Below are 14,676 nucleotides of genomic sequence, written 5' to 3'. Positions count from 1 at the left end.
AAACTCCTTCCTAAGTGTACAAGCTTTGATTATTTGCTTGTCTACTTAAGTAGGAGTATAGCCAACTAAGATATGAAAATCATTTCCACACTAATTTTCCCGAGCGAATAGTGGGATGGTGGAATCCGGTGAATATTCCTAGTTATCCAGAGGAATTACAAGCGGGCATAGTGAAAATGGAAAATGATATTGAATATGCAATAAGAACCAATACGCCAATCGAGGAAATTTCACAAGAAGAATGGAACAAATTGGTCTTTTAATATCTCAATATTATGTACAACGATTTGAATTTCCCCTCACCATTCCATTTCGGCATAATCCATCCGCCAAGTTGAATAGTTTCTGCGCCAAACCACTGGTAAAATTACCTTTGCATTGTTCGATCAATACAAATAAATCAGTAATTATCAGGAGGTTAGGCTCATGCCAATTGGTGTGACTATAAATGCATTATCAGTATTATTCGGTGGTATATTTGGCGCTTTGGGTGGCAAACATATGTCGAAAAGTTTCAAGGATGGCTTGAACATGGTGTTTGGTGCTTGTTCGATGACAATGGGAATTTTCTCAATTGCACCGATGAAAAACATGTCGGCCGTTATTTTCTCAGTCATTATCGGGACTGGAATTGGCTTGGCGTTTCATTTAGGCGATAAAATCAATCGTGCGGCTAAATGGATGCAAAATTTGATCGTCAAACTTTTTCCACGCTTGAATTCTTCTAACTCTGAAATGAGTGCTGCAGATTTTGATGCCACATTGGTCACGGTTATCGTGTTATTCTGTGCGAGTGGTACCGGAATTTACGGTGCTTTGAGTGAAGGGATGAGTGGCGATACGTCGATTTTGATTTCGAAATCGATCTTAGATTTCTTCACGGCTGCTATTTTCGCGGCTAACTTAGGTTATGTTGTGTCACTTATTTCCGTTCCACAATTTGTCATCTTTGGTTTGTTGTTCATGTTTGCAGGATTGATTTTCCCATTGACGACACCAACGATGATCTTAGATTTCAAAGCCGTTGGTGGCGTGTTGATGTTGGCCACGGGTTTCCGGATGGTCAAACTCTTGATGTTCCCGACCGCGGACATGATTCCGGCGATGATCGTTGCATTACCATTGAGCTGGGTATGGATCAACTGGATCGGACCATTATTGTAAAAAATATTTTAGAAAACAGACAATCTTAAAAAGATTGTCTGTTTTTTCTCGAATTTAAAGAAGTATTTACAAAACAAGTTTCATACAAATATTTCCAACGAAATCCCGCTAAGTTGTTGCAGTTTGTGGGATTTTTTGATAGAATGAGTGAGTTGTATTTGTGAACTCCACAGCTACAACCGCACAATCAGGGGTTTTAAAGCGCAAGCTGCCCCTTTTGGCGAGTCTGAGATTATAGGAGGTGCACGTAGATGTACGCAATTATTAAAACTGGTGGCAAACAATATAAAGTTGCAGCTGGAGAAGCTGTTTATGTTGAGAAGCTTGACGTAGATGCTGGCGAGAAGGTAACTTTTGACGAAGTTGTCTTAGTCGGTGGCGAAGGAACAACTAAAGTTGGCGCGCCAACACTTGACGGTGCTAGCGTTGTCGGTACTGTTGAGAAACAAGGCCGTGAAAAGAAAGTTGTTACTTACAAGTACAAGCCAAAGAAACATCAACATCAAAAGAAGGGTCATCGTCAACCATATACAAAAGTTGTCATTGACTCAATCAATGCTTAAATAGTAGACGGAGGTGCATCGCAATGGAAATGCATAATTTACAGTTCTTCTCTCACCATAAGGGTGGTGGTTCCAGTGCAAACGGCCGTAACTCTGCTGGTCGTCGTTTAGGTTCTAAACGTGCCGACGGACAAACCGTTACTGCTGGTTCGATCCTTTATCGTCAACGCGGTACTAAGATTCATCCAGGTACTAACGTTGGTCGCGGTGGAGATGACACCTTATTTGCATTAACTGATGGCGTCGTTAAATTCGAACGTCTCGGCAAAGATCGCAAACAAGTATCAGTTTTACCAGTCGCAGTCGCACAAGAAGCGTAATTCGTGTATAAAAAGCCCGACCAGATCAATTCTGGTTGGGCTTTTTTGGTAGCTTGTTATTTTTTGTCGGCTAGAACTGACATTGACGGCTCATTCGGTTTGTGGCGTTAGGGCTGGGGGATGAAAGATTCTGGTTTGCGGATAAGAATAGTGGATCATCGATTGAAGTGATGCTTTTCTGTCTGGGTTGGATAGATTTAGATATTGTTGTTTTACTTTCATGACCTGAATTTAAAATGAAATGGTCTTTTTCGTTTCCCATAATCAACGGCCGGAATTACAAAAATATTTTGATCAAACCATCGATCTGCAAATCGCCGAGTAGGTCGACTGTCATCGAACCCGAAAGATAAACTTGCGAGGATTGAAAATGTAGCCTAAAATATGGCATAAATTCGATTTGATTTTAATTTTTCGAAAATTGCTAAATGAAAGTGTGTTTATCATGACAAGACTTGCAAATTTGAGAACAAAAATGGCTCAGGAAAAAATTCCTGCGCTTTTAATTACCGATGCCCGCAACGTGACGTATTTGAGCGGCTTTACTGGCGATGAAAGTGCGTTGTTGATCGGTGCTGAGCAGGCGTATTTTATAACTGACTCTCGTTATACAGAACAGGCTGCGCAGCAAGTGACTGATTTTGAAATTGTTGAACATCAGAAGGGCGTTTTTGGTGAAGCACAGAAATTGGCGGCTGCCGCCAAAATGCAGGTTGTCGGTTTCGAAGCAACTCATTTGAACTATGCTGAATTTCAAGACGTAACAAAAGTTTTTGGATCAATTAAATTGGTCGCCACAACTGGTGTGGTTGAACAATTGCGCGAAGTTAAAGATGCTGGTGAAATTGAATTATTAAAACAGGCTATCAAAATTACTGATGATTGTTTTGATTTTCTGCTCGGATTCGTTAAAGCGGGCATGACTGAATTATCTGTTGCCACCGAAATGGAATATTTCATGCGCAAACACGGTGCTTCTGGTTCGTCTTTCGAAACCATCGTGGCTTCAGGTTTTCGTTCTGCGTGGCCTCATGGGACTGCCAGCGATAAGAAAATTCAGAACGGTGAATTAGTCACGTTTGATTTTGGCTGCTACTATCGTGGTTACACGTCTGATATGACGCGGACGATTGCCGTTGGTGATCCTGGTGATGAAGCTAAAAAAATCTATCAAATCGTTTTGGATGCCAATAAAAAAGTGGTCGAGGCCAGTGCGCCGGGCGCTACTGGACGTTTGATCAATGATGTGGCCCATAATTATGTTAAATCTCAAGGCTATAGTTTTGGTCATGGGACTGGTCATGGAATCGGGTTGGATATTCATGAAGGCCCTGGTGCTTGGGGAATTTATAACGCACAGCCTTTGGTCGCTGGCAACGTGGTAACGGATGAGCCGGGGATCTATGTTGAGAATCTCGGCGGTGTACGGATCGAGGATGATTTATTGATCACCGATTCTGGCTGCGAAGTTTTGACGCAATCACCTAAAGATGAATTGATTATTCTATAGCTATACAAATATGTGTGGTTAATAACTAATGCTAGAGAGAAGCAGTTGCGTTTTTGCGACTGCTTTTTGCATACAATTCTGCTATAATGGATAAGTGTAAAATTAAGCTCGTGTGAATAAGGACGGCTAAAGCTGTTGATCGAAGTTAATCCTCAGTTTCAACCCATGACTTTTCACACTCTGACTTGCAATGTTGTACCTTCGCTTGATATAGTAGACATAACAATAGTAAATGAGGCATAATTATGATTTCAGTAAATAATTTTAAGAATGGTTTGACCATTCAAGTTGATGGCGATCTTTGGCGGGTCGTTGAATTTCAGCATGTTAAACCTGGTAAGGGTAGTGCTTTTGTTCGTTCTAAGTTAAAGAACTTGCGGACGGGTGCGGTTCAGGAAAAAACTTTCCGTGCCACTGAAAAGATTGAAAAGGCACAGATCGATAGTAAGCAAATGCAATATTTATACGCTGATGGGGAAAACTATGTGTTCATGGATACCACAACTTATGAACAGTTAGAATTGCCAGGCGATGAAATTCGCGATGAGCTCAAATACCTGAAAGAAAATATGACGGTTGGTGTTCAAATGCATGGTGCAGAAACGTTAGGTATTGATTTACCTAATACGGTTGACTTGACCGTTACAGCAACTGAACCTGGTATTCGTGGCGATACTTCTTCGGGTGGGACTAAACCCGCAACAATGGAAACAGGCTTGGTTGTTCAAGTACCATTTTTCATTAACGTGGATGATGTTTTGACGATCAATACTGGTGATGGTAGTTATATTTCAAGAGCAAATAGCTAGGGGGTCATGGAATGGCTGAAGAACAAAATATTTTGTTGACGCAAAGTGACACACAAGCAGGTACCATTCAAATCGCACCGCAAGTTTTAGAAGTGATTCTAGGAATTGCCGCTAAACAAGTTGATGGTGTTTTTGAAATGCGCGGTAATCTGACGAACAGTATCAAAGTACTCCTCGGTCGGCAAGATCACGGTCGCGGCGTTGAATTGTCTGTCGATGGCAATCAAATCAATGCGGATGTCTACGTTTACCTAAACTATGGCGTTTCTGTACCTAAGGTAGCTTTGGCGATGCAACAATTGCTTAAAGAGCAGCTTTATTACATGACTGATTTAGAGCTTGGTGAAGTTAACATTCATGTTGATGGTATTATTCCTGAAAAAGCAGAAAAAATTGATCCAAGCACTTTTTTCGCTGACGCAATTAGTGACCAGCAGAATCAAAAAGCCGCTGACCAAACGGCGGGTGAATAATTCATGCAATTAGATCGACATCAAGCACGTTCTGTTGCATTTCAAGCGTTATTTGTGATGACAAGCAATCCAGAACAAACTGCCGATGAGGCGATTCAGATGGTCATTGCCGCAGATTCTGCAACGGTCAATCTCGAGGATGAAGAAATTGTTGCCATTGATGCAACCGACCCTAATCAGGTCTACGCTCAAAAATTAGTTGTTGGTGTGACCGACGCACAAGAAACACTTGATGCTGAGTTGACTCCTAAGCTTAAGGGCGGCTGGACATTGAAGCGAATCTCGAAAACAGATCTGATCATTTTACGATTAGGTCTATATGAGATCAGTCATGAGGCGGTTCCCGACGCTGTGGCGATCGATGAGGCGATTCAACTCGCTAAAGAATTTAGTGATGAACAATCAGCTAAGTTCATTAACGGTGTTTTAGCAACTTTTATTTCCAAAGCAAGCAAGTAAATAGACGACTTAATAACTGCCACTGTTTGGCTAGTGTAGACTTTCATGTTTACTGCGCTGAGCGGGCAGTTTTTATTTTGAGGGGAGGAATTGATGCGCATGAGTACAATTCTTGATGGTCAGAAAATTGCGGCAGAGTGGCGGTTGGAAACGCAGATCAGAGTTAGCCAATTACTCGAACGAAATGTGACGCCTGGATTGGCTGTCGTCTTGATCGGTCATGATCCCGCAAGTGAGATTTATGTCCGCAATAAAGCTAAACAAGCAACAAAAATTGGCATTCATTCGGAAGTGAGACGATTACCCGAGGATGTTTCGCAAGCCGAATTGTCGACGGTGATTCGGTCTTTGAATCTCGATCCAGCTATCGATGGTATTTTGGTGCAACTCCCTTTGCCTGCCCAAATCGATGAAGAAGCGGTACTTTTAGCGGTCGATCCACATAAAGATGTCGACGGATTTCATCCCTATAACTTTGGTAAATTGTGGTCTGGCCAACCCGAATTAGTTCCTGCGACTGCAGCCGGGATCATGAAATTACTAGCAACGTATCAAATTTCGGTTGCCGGTAAACAGGCACTCGTGATCGGTCGCAGTTTGATCGTTGGTCGGCCCATGGCGGCTTTATTATTGGCTGCCAATGCCACCGTGACGATTGCACATTCGCAAACACAAAATATTGCCCAGCTTGCTCAGCAGGCTGACATTATTGTGGCAGCGTTGGGCGTGCCCCGATTTGTGACGGCTGATTTTGTAAAGCCGGGTGCAGTTGTGATCGACGTGGGCACCAATCGGGTCGCTGGTAAGTTGGTGGGCGATGTCGATTTTGCGTCTGTTCAAGCTCAGACAAGTTACATCACGCCGGTTCCAGGTGGTGTAGGGCCGATGACGATCGCGGCCTTACTCAGTCAAACCGTCGATCTGGCTGAGAAGAGATTAATATAAAGTCCGAGAAATAATTGAGTTAAAAAAGGTGAATAGAAATGGCAGACGATTCTGAATTTTTGACCGTCACACAATTGACAACTTATTTGAAGCGTAAATTTGACTTTGACCCGTATTTACAACGGGTCTATTTGAGTGGCGAATTGTCTAACTTCCGGTTGCGTCCTAATAGTCATCAATATTTCTCATTGAAAGATGATCACGCCAAAATTAATGCGATTATGTTTAAATCAGCGTTTCAAAAAATTAAGTTTACCCCAGAAGAAGGGATGAAAGTCCAGATCGTTGGTCGCTTGGGTTTGTACGAATCGTCTGGGAGTTACCAGATTTATGTCGAGCGCATGGAGCCGGTCGGTGTTGGCGCACTCTATCAAGCATATGAACAGTTGAAGAAGAAATTAGCGGCTGAAGGTGTCTTTGCGCAGAACAAACGCGAACTGCCCAAGTATCCGCAACGGATTGCGGTTGTTACTAGTCGCTCTGGCGCGGTCATTCGTGATATTATTACGACGTCACATCGCCGCGATCCTAAAGTTCAGTTGGTGCTTTTTCCAGCAGTTGTTCAAGGGCAAGCTGCGGCGCAATCATTAGTTGATCGATTGCATCAGATTTATCAACTCGGTGGTTTTGACACGATTATTATTGGGCGTGGCGGTGGCTCGATCGAAGACTTGTGGCCCTTTAACGAAGAAATTGTTGCGCGCACGATGGTCGAAAGCCCAGTCCCCATTATTTCATCCGTGGGTCACGAAACGGATACCACGATTGCTGATCTGGTGGCGGATGTCCGGGCTGCCACACCGACGGCAGCTGCTGAACTTGCCACACCACAGCTTAGTGAAATTTTGTTGTCGATTCAGCAGCAACGTTTCCAACTGATCAATGGTTTCCAACGTTCGTTGCATTTATGGCGACAACGATTAGAGCAGCAACAAAAGAGTTTCTTATTTCAACATCCGGAACGGTTGTATCAAGGCTACACGCAACAATTAGATCTGCTAAAGCAACGTTTTGATCGCGCCAGCACGGACTATTTGCAGATCAAAAAACAATCGGTTCAGCAGACGACTCAACGTTTATTGCGGCTCTCACCAATTAACCGAGTCGCCAATGCACAAATGCAAGTTGAAAATCTGCAGCAACGCGCGATACGTGCTTTCAAAGTCGATTTACAGCAAAAAGAGCAAGCTATTCAGCATCAAGTGGCGGCCTTAGACCAATTGAGTCCACTTAAAACTTTGGCGCGGGGGTATACTTATGCCAGCGATACCAATGACCAACCATTGACCAAAGTGACTGATTTTACAGAAGGTCAAACATTCAATCTACATCTTCAAGATGGCCAACTTGCAGCTCAGGTCATCACTAAACAGGATCAAAAATCAGAGGAGTAAGTAAATGGCAACAGAAAAGAAATCATTCGAAACGGATTTAGCCGCACTGACTGAGATCGTCAACGAATTAGAGCAAGGTAACGTGCCGTTAGAGACTGCCTTGGCGAAGTTTAAAGATGGCATCACATTATCGCAGTCGTTAGAAAAAACGCTCAAGCAGGCCGAAGATACCTTAACTAAAGTTGTGAATGAGCAGGGTGATGAATCACTTCTCGACGAACAAGCTACCGATACTAATGACGAGAACTGATGGCTAAGGAGATTTTTTAATGGATGAAAAACTGATCTCATTTAGTCAACAGTGGGTGCCAACGTTGAACGCGTTTCTTGAAACACAAGTTGGCCAAGATGTTTCACAACCCACACTTGCTAAAAGCATGAGCTATTCGCTAATGGCCGGTGGCAAACGGCTGCGGCCATTATTATACTTAGCAACAATTTCAACGTTCGGTCAGATCGATCCGCAATCAGATTTAACGGTCGCGGGATCGATCGAACTGATCCATACTTATTCGCTGATCCACGATGATTTGCCCGCGATGGATAATGACGATTATCGTCGCGGAAAATTGACAAATCACAAGCAGTTTGGCGAAGCGATGGCCATACTTGCTGGCGATGGATTATTAACGTTGGCTTTTCAGTGGTTAGCAACGGCATCGATTTCGGCAACCGCGCTGACAGCAATGATCGGTACTTTAGCTACGGCGAGTGGTCCAACTGGGATGGTTGCAGGACAGGCGATCGATATTGAGCAAACAGGTAAAAAACTGGATCAGTTGGCCGATGTGCAAAATTTAGATGCCTTAAAAACTGGTGCTTTGCTAACTGCGCCTTTACAAATGGCTGCAATTAAATTGCAACTGGATCCGCCAACACAGACCGCACTACAAATATTTGGTCAGCACTTTGGGGTTGCTTTTCAAATCTATGATGATTTGTTAGACCTCACGAGTACTGAACAAGCGTTGGGTAAGCAAGTCCACAAGGATGAAGCCGCCGGAAAAAACACTTATCCGGAATTATTAGGCATAAAACCAGCCACACAACTGTTAAAACAAGAAATTTCGGCAGCACGTACAAGTCTGACGTCGCTTTCGACAACGACTCAGTTTGATCCGTCGCTACTACTAAGCTTTTTAAGTTATTTTGATAAGGAACGTGAATCGTGAAAAAAGAACGCGTAGATATTTTGTTAGTTCAGCAAGGCCTATTTACTTCTAGAGAACAGGCAAAACGAGCCGTGATGGCGGGTCAAGTCGTCGGGAAAAACGAAGAGCGCTTGGACAAACCTGGAGAAAAAATCGATCCTGAGATTACTTTGCGTGTTAAAGGACAGACCAATCCCTACGTTTCTCGCGGTGGCTTCAAATTGGCCAAGGCACTCGATTCTTTTCAGATCGACTTAAAAGATTTATTGTTGCTCGACATCGGTGCGTCAACGGGTGGTTTTACCGACGTTGCCTTAAAAAACGGCGCCAAAATGGTGTATGCCTTAGATGTCGGTTATAATCAATTGGCATGGAAATTGCGTGAAGACGAGCGCGTTAAAGTGATGGAGCGTGTGAATTTTCGTTACAGTAAGCCTGAAGATTTTGATTTAGGTATGCCTGATTTTGCGGTGACGGATGTTTCGTTCATTTCTCTAGAATTGATTTTGCCACCACTGACGAAAATTTTAAAACCAAATGGTGGGCTAGTCGCGTTGATCAAACCGCAATTTGAAGCCGGACGTGAATCGGTCGGCAAGCACGGCATCGTTCGTGATCGAAAAGTTCACGAGGCCGTTTTGAACAAGATCTTAACTTTCGCCGAAAAAACTGGTTTCAAAGTTTGTGGCTTAGATTTTTCACCAATCACGGGTGGTTCAGGGAATATTGAATTTTTAGCGTATTTTAAACTGACAGCAGATATAACAAGCACGTACGAATCATCGTTCGATGTCAAAAAAGTCGTGGATGATGCGTGGCAAGTTCTATTGGCAAAATAATTAGGGGTATGCGAAGATGGATAAACAATTACGACATCAGCTGATTAAGCAGGCAATTCTAGAACAGACAATCAATAGTCAAAGTGATATAGTCGCTTATCTGGCCAAAAAGGGCTACCAGATCACTCAAGCAACGATTTCGCGGGATATCAGCGAATTACATTTGATCAAAGTCGCTCAAAACGGCGAGTTTGTTTATCGATTGCCACAAACGCGACCAGACAATCAAGGAACCGATGCTTTTCACACTTTGCTTAACGACGCTAACGCACAGATTTCTCGGCAGGATAATCTGATCAACGTGGAAACTTTGCCCGGTAGTGGTAGTGTGATTGCCAACGCCATCAAACAACGACGGTGGCCAGAAATTTTCGCGGTGATTCCGACGGATGATAGTGCCTTGCTGATCATCAAAAAAGATAGTGCGGCAGTCGACGCCGTTTGGGCAAGATTAGCGTCGGTCTTGGGTTAAGGAGGTCAATGATGTTAGCAAGTCTAATGATCAAAGATTTTGCAATAATTGAACGCTTAGAGGTCAATTTCGAGCTGGGAATGACGGTCTTGACCGGTGAAACAGGCGCAGGTAAATCGATTATTATCGATGCCCTGGGCCTGTTAGTTGGTGGTCGCGGTTCGAGCGATTTCATCCGAACGGGTGCTAAGAAAACAGACGTTCAAGGCTTATTTGTGATCAATAAAAACCCACTTTTATTAGAAATTTTGACCGCCAACGACATCGATTTGGACGGTAAAAATATTCTGCTTGAGCGCGAACTCAGTCATAATGGCCGCAATGTGTGTCGTGTGAATAATAAAATTGTGACTACGGCAATTCTGCGAGCAGTTGGTGAACAGTTGGTCGATATTCACGGACAGAATGAACATCAAGAGCTAATGAATTCGGATCATCATCTGGCTATTCTCGATCAATATGGGCAGAAGACGATCACGCCAATTTTGACGACTTACCAAGAAACTTATCAGAAATATCGCCATCTGAAAAAACAATTAGCCGATAAAAATGCCAATGAACAAGCTTATGCGCAACGATTAGACATGTTGAAATATCAGATCGAAGAAATTAGTGCGGCTAATCTGAAACCCAATGAAGATGAACAACTGGAGCAGGAACGCGATCGATTAAGCAATTTTCAAAAAATCAATCAGGCGTTGCAGCAAGCGTTGACCGTTTTAAGCGAAGGTGATGCCAACGCGCTGGATCTCAGCGGGATCGCCATGACTGAACTAGAAAATATCTCGACATTGAGTAAAGACTATCAGGCTATTTCGGAGAATTTAAATAGTGCTTATTACACCTTACAAGATGTGATCTCCAATGTTCAAGATCAGCTAGACGTGCTTGAATACGATGATGCTCGGCTTAATGAAATCGAACAGCGACTCGAAGTTTTAGGTAACCTCAAGCGTAAATATGGCCCCGAATTAGTTGACGTAACAGCATACTTCACGAAAATTTCAGTAGAGCATGATGAGATGGCCCATCTAACCGATGAGTCCGATAAAATCGAAACTGAATTCCAAGATGTAACGAAAACTTTGGGTCAACAAGCGGAACAATTAACACGTGTTCGCCAGAAAGTTGCCAGTCAGCTAGAGAAAAAAGTTCATGAACAATTACGCTCATTGTATATGGATAAGGCTGTTTTCCAAGTCAATTTTCAAAAACATTCAACTGATTTCACCCGCACCGGTCAAGATCAAGTCGCATTTTATTTACAGACTAATCCTGGGGAGTCTTTGAAGCCACTCGTTAAAATTGCTTCGGGTGGCGAATTGTCACGAATCATGTTGGCCATCAAGACGATCATTGCCCAGGGCGAAGGGGTCACGAGTATCATTTTCGATGAAGTTGATACCGGCGTCAGTGGCCGCGTTGCTCAGGCAATCGCTGACAAAATCAGTCTGATTGCCCGTCGGTCGCAGGTGCTATGCATCACGCATCTACCACAAGTCGCTGCCATGAGCGATCATCAATATTTAATCGAAAAGAAAATACATGCCGGTCGAACCACGACGACATTGGCGCCAGTGACAGGTGAGGCACGGACTAATGTGATTGCCAAGATGATTGCTGGCAAGGAAGTCACGCCACTGGCTGAAGAGCATGCCGCTGAATTACTGCGCCAAGCAGATGAAGCCAAACAAAACTAAAACAAAAAAGCGTCAACTATCATTATTAGTTGAATTCGATCTGAAATTCAGAAAGAGAATAACTAACAAAGATAATTAACGCTTTATTTTTTATTTAATGTTTAGATCAAGTGAAGCTTACGCGGCAATCTTAACAATTTGGTCGACTTGAATAATCTGGATCATGTTACTATCACTGAGCTCGAAAATAAAAGTATGTTGGTCTTTCGTTCGCTTGAAACGACCGATCAAAAATTGAGTGGCGTTTGCAGGCGCCGCGGGATTTTTAATTTGTAGTGAAACAATTTGACTTGTATTCTGTAATTTTTTAATTTCGCCTTCCAAGACGGCACGATCAAAATCTGCTAACTCTGGCGTATTGTCGGTTGTTGCAATTGGCGTTGGTGTTTCGAAATCCAAGTCAAAAAATGATTTAAATTGATGAGTTAATTGGTGAGTGAGTTGTTTAATTGCTGTCATTTTATTTTCCTCCGAACATCTGTTTGCACTCTTAATTATACGAACATCTGTTCAAAATGCAAGCGAAATTAAAAATATTTTTTTGATTTCGCGAGAAATGTAATACCTGTTTGTTGGTGCGAAGCAAGATAACACTTGAAAAAAGTTGTAAAAAAAGGCATTATATATCTATTAAGTGATTTGTTTAGGAGCTTTTTTAATGTCTGAAAAAGGAATGTTGATCGTTTTATCTGGACCCTCTGGTGTTGGCAAAGGAACTGTTCGTCAGGCCATGGTCAAAAAATATGGGCAACAGTTTAAATACTCGATCTCGATGACGACGCGCAAACCACGCGCTCGTGAAGTTAACGGATCTGATTATTTCTTCGTGACCAAGGACGAATTCGAGAATGAAATCGCCAATGGTGGTATGCTTGAGTATGCTCAGTACGTTGATAATTATTACGGTACGCCCTTGAAGTACGTTAACCAGATGTTGGATGAGGGACAAGATGTCCTGTTAGAGATCGAAGTGAATGGTGCCATGCAAGTTCGCAGTAAGGTCAGTGACGGCGTGTTTATTTTCTTAGCGCCGCCAGATCTGCATAGCCTCCAACAACGCATCGAAAAACGGGGGACTGACGATTCTGCAACGATCCAGAAACGAATGATCAAGGCGCGAGAGGAAATTAATTTGATGACTAATTATGATTATGTCGTCGTTAATGATAAAGTAGACTCAGCGGTACAACGGATCGAGCAGATCATCGGCAGTGAACATTTGCGGGTTGCTCGAGTGCTAGGCTCATATCAAAAGATGTTAGGAGATAACTAAAATGATTTCATATCCATCAATCGATAAATTATTAGATAAAGTTGATTCACGTTATTCATTGGCAATTTTAGCTGCGAAACGCGCTCATCAACTTGAGACTGGCTCTTTTGAAATGTTAGATGATTACAAATCTTCAAAAACTGTGGGAATGGCATTAGAAGAAATTGCAAATGGCAAGATCACGATCGATCCCAATTCTAACTTGAAAGAAGCAGATGCGGAAGCAATCGATCAAGAAAAGTCGCAAGAAGAAGCAGATAAAAACAATGATTCAAAAAAGACGGATAAAAAGTCTGACGATTCTCAAGAAAACAAATAATTTTTGGAGCCTTCTCAACTCGTTGTGAGTTTTCAGAAGGCTATTTTTTCATTGAGGTGATTGAGATGTTCTCTGGCAAGAAAGTTTTGTTAATTATTACTGGTGGCATTGCGGCATATAAAATGCCCCAATTGATCCGTTTGTTCATTAAACAGGGCGCGCAGGTTAAGGTTATTGTCACCCAGAATGCAACTAATTTTGTCACGGTCAAAACGCTCGCAACCGTTAGCCAAAGTGTGGTTTACGATGATGAATATTTATCTGAAAACATCGCCGAATTGACTCATTTGGACTTGCCATTATGGGCAGATTTTATCGTGGTTGCACCCGCAACTGCCAATACCCTTGCAAAGATTGCGACTGGTATGGCTGATAGTTTGGCGACGACGGCAGTTTTGGCGTCCGATAAACCAGTCTATATTTTTCCCGCGATGAATGATGTGATGTATGGTCAACATGCAACGCAACGAAACTTGTACCAGCTTGCCGAAAGTGGATACAAGATTTTTTCACCCGAAGTGGGGCCTCTTGCTGAAGGCTACGCAGCTAAAGGACGTTTGCCGGAACCAGAAACGATTATTGAACTCGTCTTTCAGGCTTTCTACCGCTATTCGCATCCGCAAGTTTTGCAAAATAAAAAATTTGTGGTGACTGCAGGTGGGACCGAAGAGTCGATTGATCCGGTTCGCTACATCAGTAATCGTTCTTCAGGTAAAATGGGCACCGATCTTGCCAATGCAGCCAGTCTGTTAGGTGCTGACGTTATTTTAGTGACGACGCGTCCAGCGATGATGGTGATGAGTGAGGTCAAAGTTGAAACGGTTAAGACGACCGCGCAAATGCAAGCAGCCGTGGCGGTTCATTTTGATGAGACAGATGTGGTGATCATGGCAGCCGCACCGGCAGATTTTCGAGTTGCGAACCCAGCCACACAAAAAATCAAAAAAGTTGCTGGTCAAGATGATTTAAATTTACAGCTCATTAAAAATCCAGACATATTAGCTGGGTTGGGCAAGCAGAAGAAACATCAATTTCTCACCGGATTTGCGGCCGAGACTGAAAACTTACATGCCAATGCACTTAAAAAGTTAACCGCTAAGAACGCAGATCTGATTATTGCCAATCAAGTTGGTCGATCCACTGGTGGTTTCAACGCCGATGAAAATTCCGGCACGATGTTTTTTAAAGATGGTACGACGATTGAAATTCCATTGATGAGCAAGCAAGAAATGGCGCTGCGAATCATTCAAGAAATCAACGAACGGCTTTAGATAAATAAGTTTGG

The 14,676-nt window shown here is 42.8% G+C and carries 18 protein-coding genes and 1 other annotated feature; of the genes, 17 read left to right on the top strand and 1 reads right to left on the bottom strand.

What is annotated here, in order from left to right; genetic code table 11:
• Positions 1–426: 426 nt before the first annotated feature.
• From EKM67_RS01610 to recN, 14 genes are all read left to right on the top strand, one after another.
• On the top strand, positions 427–1,164 hold the full coding sequence (locus tag EKM67_RS01610) for a DUF554 domain-containing protein (protein WP_125576607.1): 738 nt from the start codon (positions 427–429) through the stop codon (positions 1,162–1,164).
• A 167-nt stretch (positions 1,165–1,331) separates the two neighbouring features.
• Positions 1,332–1,402 (top strand) — a sequence feature (ribosomal protein L21 leader region).
• A gap of 13 nt (positions 1,403–1,415) precedes the next feature.
• On the top strand, positions 1,416–1,727 hold the full coding sequence (gene rplU / locus EKM67_RS01605) for a 50S ribosomal protein L21 (protein ID WP_125576605.1): 312 nt from the start codon (positions 1,416–1,418) through the stop codon (positions 1,725–1,727).
• A 23-nt stretch (positions 1,728–1,750) separates the two neighbouring features.
• On the top strand, positions 1,751–2,047 hold the full coding sequence (gene rpmA, locus EKM67_RS01600; RefSeq protein WP_125576603.1) for a 50S ribosomal protein L27: 297 nt from the start codon (positions 1,751–1,753) through the stop codon (positions 2,045–2,047).
• A gap of 445 nt (positions 2,048–2,492) precedes the next feature.
• Complete coding sequence (locus EKM67_RS01595) at positions 2,493–3,557, top strand: M24 family metallopeptidase (protein WP_125576601.1); 1,065 nt, start codon at positions 2,493–2,495, stop codon at positions 3,555–3,557.
• A gap of 245 nt (positions 3,558–3,802) precedes the next feature.
• Positions 3,803–4,366, top strand: coding sequence for an elongation factor P (gene efp, locus EKM67_RS01590; RefSeq protein ID WP_125576599.1), 564 nt, complete (start codon positions 3,803–3,805; stop codon positions 4,364–4,366).
• 11 nt (positions 4,367–4,377) lie between these two features.
• Positions 4,378–4,839, top strand: coding sequence for an Asp23/Gls24 family envelope stress response protein (locus tag EKM67_RS01585; protein WP_125576597.1), 462 nt, complete (start codon positions 4,378–4,380; stop codon positions 4,837–4,839).
• A 3-nt stretch (positions 4,840–4,842) separates the two neighbouring features.
• Positions 4,843–5,298 (top strand): transcription antitermination factor NusB, encoded by a 456-nt coding sequence (gene nusB / locus EKM67_RS01580; protein WP_125576595.1) that lies wholly within the window; start codon positions 4,843–4,845, stop codon positions 5,296–5,298.
• Positions 5,299–5,397: 99 nt separating this feature from the next.
• Positions 5,398–6,243: a bifunctional methylenetetrahydrofolate dehydrogenase/methenyltetrahydrofolate cyclohydrolase FolD gene (gene folD / locus EKM67_RS01575; protein WP_125576593.1), complete on the top strand. Its 846-nt coding sequence runs from the start codon at positions 5,398–5,400 to the stop codon at positions 6,241–6,243.
• 38 nt (positions 6,244–6,281) lie between these two features.
• Entirely contained in the window at positions 6,282–7,637 is a 1,356-nt protein-coding gene (gene xseA / locus EKM67_RS01570; RefSeq protein WP_125576591.1) for an exodeoxyribonuclease VII large subunit, read from the top strand.
• A gap of 4 nt (positions 7,638–7,641) precedes the next feature.
• Positions 7,642–7,887 (top strand): exodeoxyribonuclease VII small subunit, encoded by a 246-nt coding sequence (locus EKM67_RS01565; RefSeq protein WP_125576589.1) that lies wholly within the window; start codon positions 7,642–7,644, stop codon positions 7,885–7,887.
• Positions 7,888–7,906: 19 nt separating this feature from the next.
• Positions 7,907–8,809 carry a polyprenyl synthetase family protein gene (locus tag EKM67_RS01560; protein WP_125576587.1) on the top strand — a complete coding sequence of 301 codons (903 nt, stop codon included), beginning with the start codon at positions 7,907–7,909 and terminating at the stop codon, positions 8,807–8,809.
• Complete coding sequence (locus tag EKM67_RS01555; RefSeq protein ID WP_125576585.1) at positions 8,806–9,627, top strand: TlyA family RNA methyltransferase; 822 nt, start codon at positions 8,806–8,808, stop codon at positions 9,625–9,627. The genes EKM67_RS01560 and EKM67_RS01555 overlap by 4 nt, the downstream gene beginning before the upstream one ends.
• A 16-nt stretch (positions 9,628–9,643) precedes the next feature.
• Positions 9,644–10,099, top strand: a complete 456-nt coding sequence (locus EKM67_RS01550; RefSeq protein WP_125576583.1) for an arginine repressor — start codon at positions 9,644–9,646, stop codon at positions 10,097–10,099.
• A gap of 11 nt (positions 10,100–10,110) precedes the next feature.
• Positions 10,111–11,799, top strand: coding sequence for a DNA repair protein RecN (recN, locus tag EKM67_RS01545; protein ID WP_125576581.1), 1,689 nt, complete (start codon positions 10,111–10,113; stop codon positions 11,797–11,799).
• A 117-nt stretch (positions 11,800–11,916) separates the two neighbouring features.
• Here recN and EKM67_RS01540 read toward each other — a convergent pair whose 3' ends face one another.
• Positions 11,917–12,258 (bottom strand): hypothetical protein, encoded by a 342-nt coding sequence (locus tag EKM67_RS01540; protein ID WP_125576579.1) that lies wholly within the window; start codon positions 12,256–12,258, stop codon positions 11,917–11,919.
• A 199-nt stretch (positions 12,259–12,457) separates the two neighbouring features.
• Between EKM67_RS01540 and gmk the strand changes: the two genes are divergently transcribed.
• From gmk to coaBC, 3 genes are all read left to right on the top strand, one after another.
• Complete coding sequence (gene gmk / locus EKM67_RS01535; protein ID WP_125576577.1) at positions 12,458–13,072, top strand: guanylate kinase; 615 nt, start codon at positions 12,458–12,460, stop codon at positions 13,070–13,072.
• A 1-nt stretch (position 13,073) separates the two neighbouring features.
• Positions 13,074–13,391, top strand: coding sequence for a DNA-directed RNA polymerase subunit omega (gene rpoZ, locus EKM67_RS01530; RefSeq protein WP_125576575.1), 318 nt, complete (start codon positions 13,074–13,076; stop codon positions 13,389–13,391).
• A gap of 65 nt (positions 13,392–13,456) precedes the next feature.
• Positions 13,457–14,662 (top strand): bifunctional phosphopantothenoylcysteine decarboxylase/phosphopantothenate--cysteine ligase CoaBC, encoded by a 1,206-nt coding sequence (gene coaBC, locus EKM67_RS01525; RefSeq protein ID WP_125576573.1) that lies wholly within the window; start codon positions 13,457–13,459, stop codon positions 14,660–14,662.
• The last annotated feature ends 14 nt before the right edge of the window (positions 14,663–14,676 follow it).

Origin of the sequence: Lapidilactobacillus mulanensis, assembly GCF_003946215.1 — a bacterium.
GTDB classification, from domain to species: Bacteria; Bacillota; Bacilli; order Lactobacillales; family Lactobacillaceae; genus Lapidilactobacillus; species Lapidilactobacillus mulanensis.
Note: the sequence above shows the minus strand (reverse complement) of the source record. Positions and strands in the feature narration are given on the sequence as shown.

Coding starts and splice junctions, on each gene's coding strand:
- EKM67_RS01610 (WP_125576607.1), top strand. CDS start 427: ATGCCAATTGGTGTGACTATAAATGCATTATCAGTATTATTCGGTGGT.
- rplU (WP_125576605.1), top strand. CDS start 1,416: ATGTACGCAATTATTAAAACTGGTGGCAAACAATATAAAGTTGCAGCT.
- rpmA (WP_125576603.1), top strand. CDS start 1,751: ATGGAAATGCATAATTTACAGTTCTTCTCTCACCATAAGGGTGGTGGT.
- EKM67_RS01595 (WP_125576601.1), top strand. CDS start 2,493: ATGACAAGACTTGCAAATTTGAGAACAAAAATGGCTCAGGAAAAAATT.
- efp (WP_125576599.1), top strand. CDS start 3,803: ATGATTTCAGTAAATAATTTTAAGAATGGTTTGACCATTCAAGTTGAT.
- EKM67_RS01585 (WP_125576597.1), top strand. CDS start 4,378: ATGGCTGAAGAACAAAATATTTTGTTGACGCAAAGTGACACACAAGCA.
- nusB (WP_125576595.1), top strand. CDS start 4,843: ATGCAATTAGATCGACATCAAGCACGTTCTGTTGCATTTCAAGCGTTA.
- folD (WP_125576593.1), top strand. CDS start 5,398: ATGAGTACAATTCTTGATGGTCAGAAAATTGCGGCAGAGTGGCGGTTG.
- xseA (WP_125576591.1), top strand. CDS start 6,282: ATGGCAGACGATTCTGAATTTTTGACCGTCACACAATTGACAACTTAT.
- EKM67_RS01565 (WP_125576589.1), top strand. CDS start 7,642: ATGGCAACAGAAAAGAAATCATTCGAAACGGATTTAGCCGCACTGACT.
- EKM67_RS01560 (WP_125576587.1), top strand. CDS start 7,907: ATGGATGAAAAACTGATCTCATTTAGTCAACAGTGGGTGCCAACGTTG.
- EKM67_RS01550 (WP_125576583.1), top strand. CDS start 9,644: ATGGATAAACAATTACGACATCAGCTGATTAAGCAGGCAATTCTAGAA.
- recN (WP_125576581.1), top strand. CDS start 10,111: ATGTTAGCAAGTCTAATGATCAAAGATTTTGCAATAATTGAACGCTTA.
- EKM67_RS01540 (WP_125576579.1), bottom strand. CDS start 12,258: ATGACAGCAATTAAACAACTCACTCACCAATTAACTCATCAATTTAAA.
- gmk (WP_125576577.1), top strand. CDS start 12,458: ATGTCTGAAAAAGGAATGTTGATCGTTTTATCTGGACCCTCTGGTGTT.
- rpoZ (WP_125576575.1), top strand. CDS start 13,074: ATGATTTCATATCCATCAATCGATAAATTATTAGATAAAGTTGATTCA.
- coaBC (WP_125576573.1), top strand. CDS start 13,457: ATGTTCTCTGGCAAGAAAGTTTTGTTAATTATTACTGGTGGCATTGCG.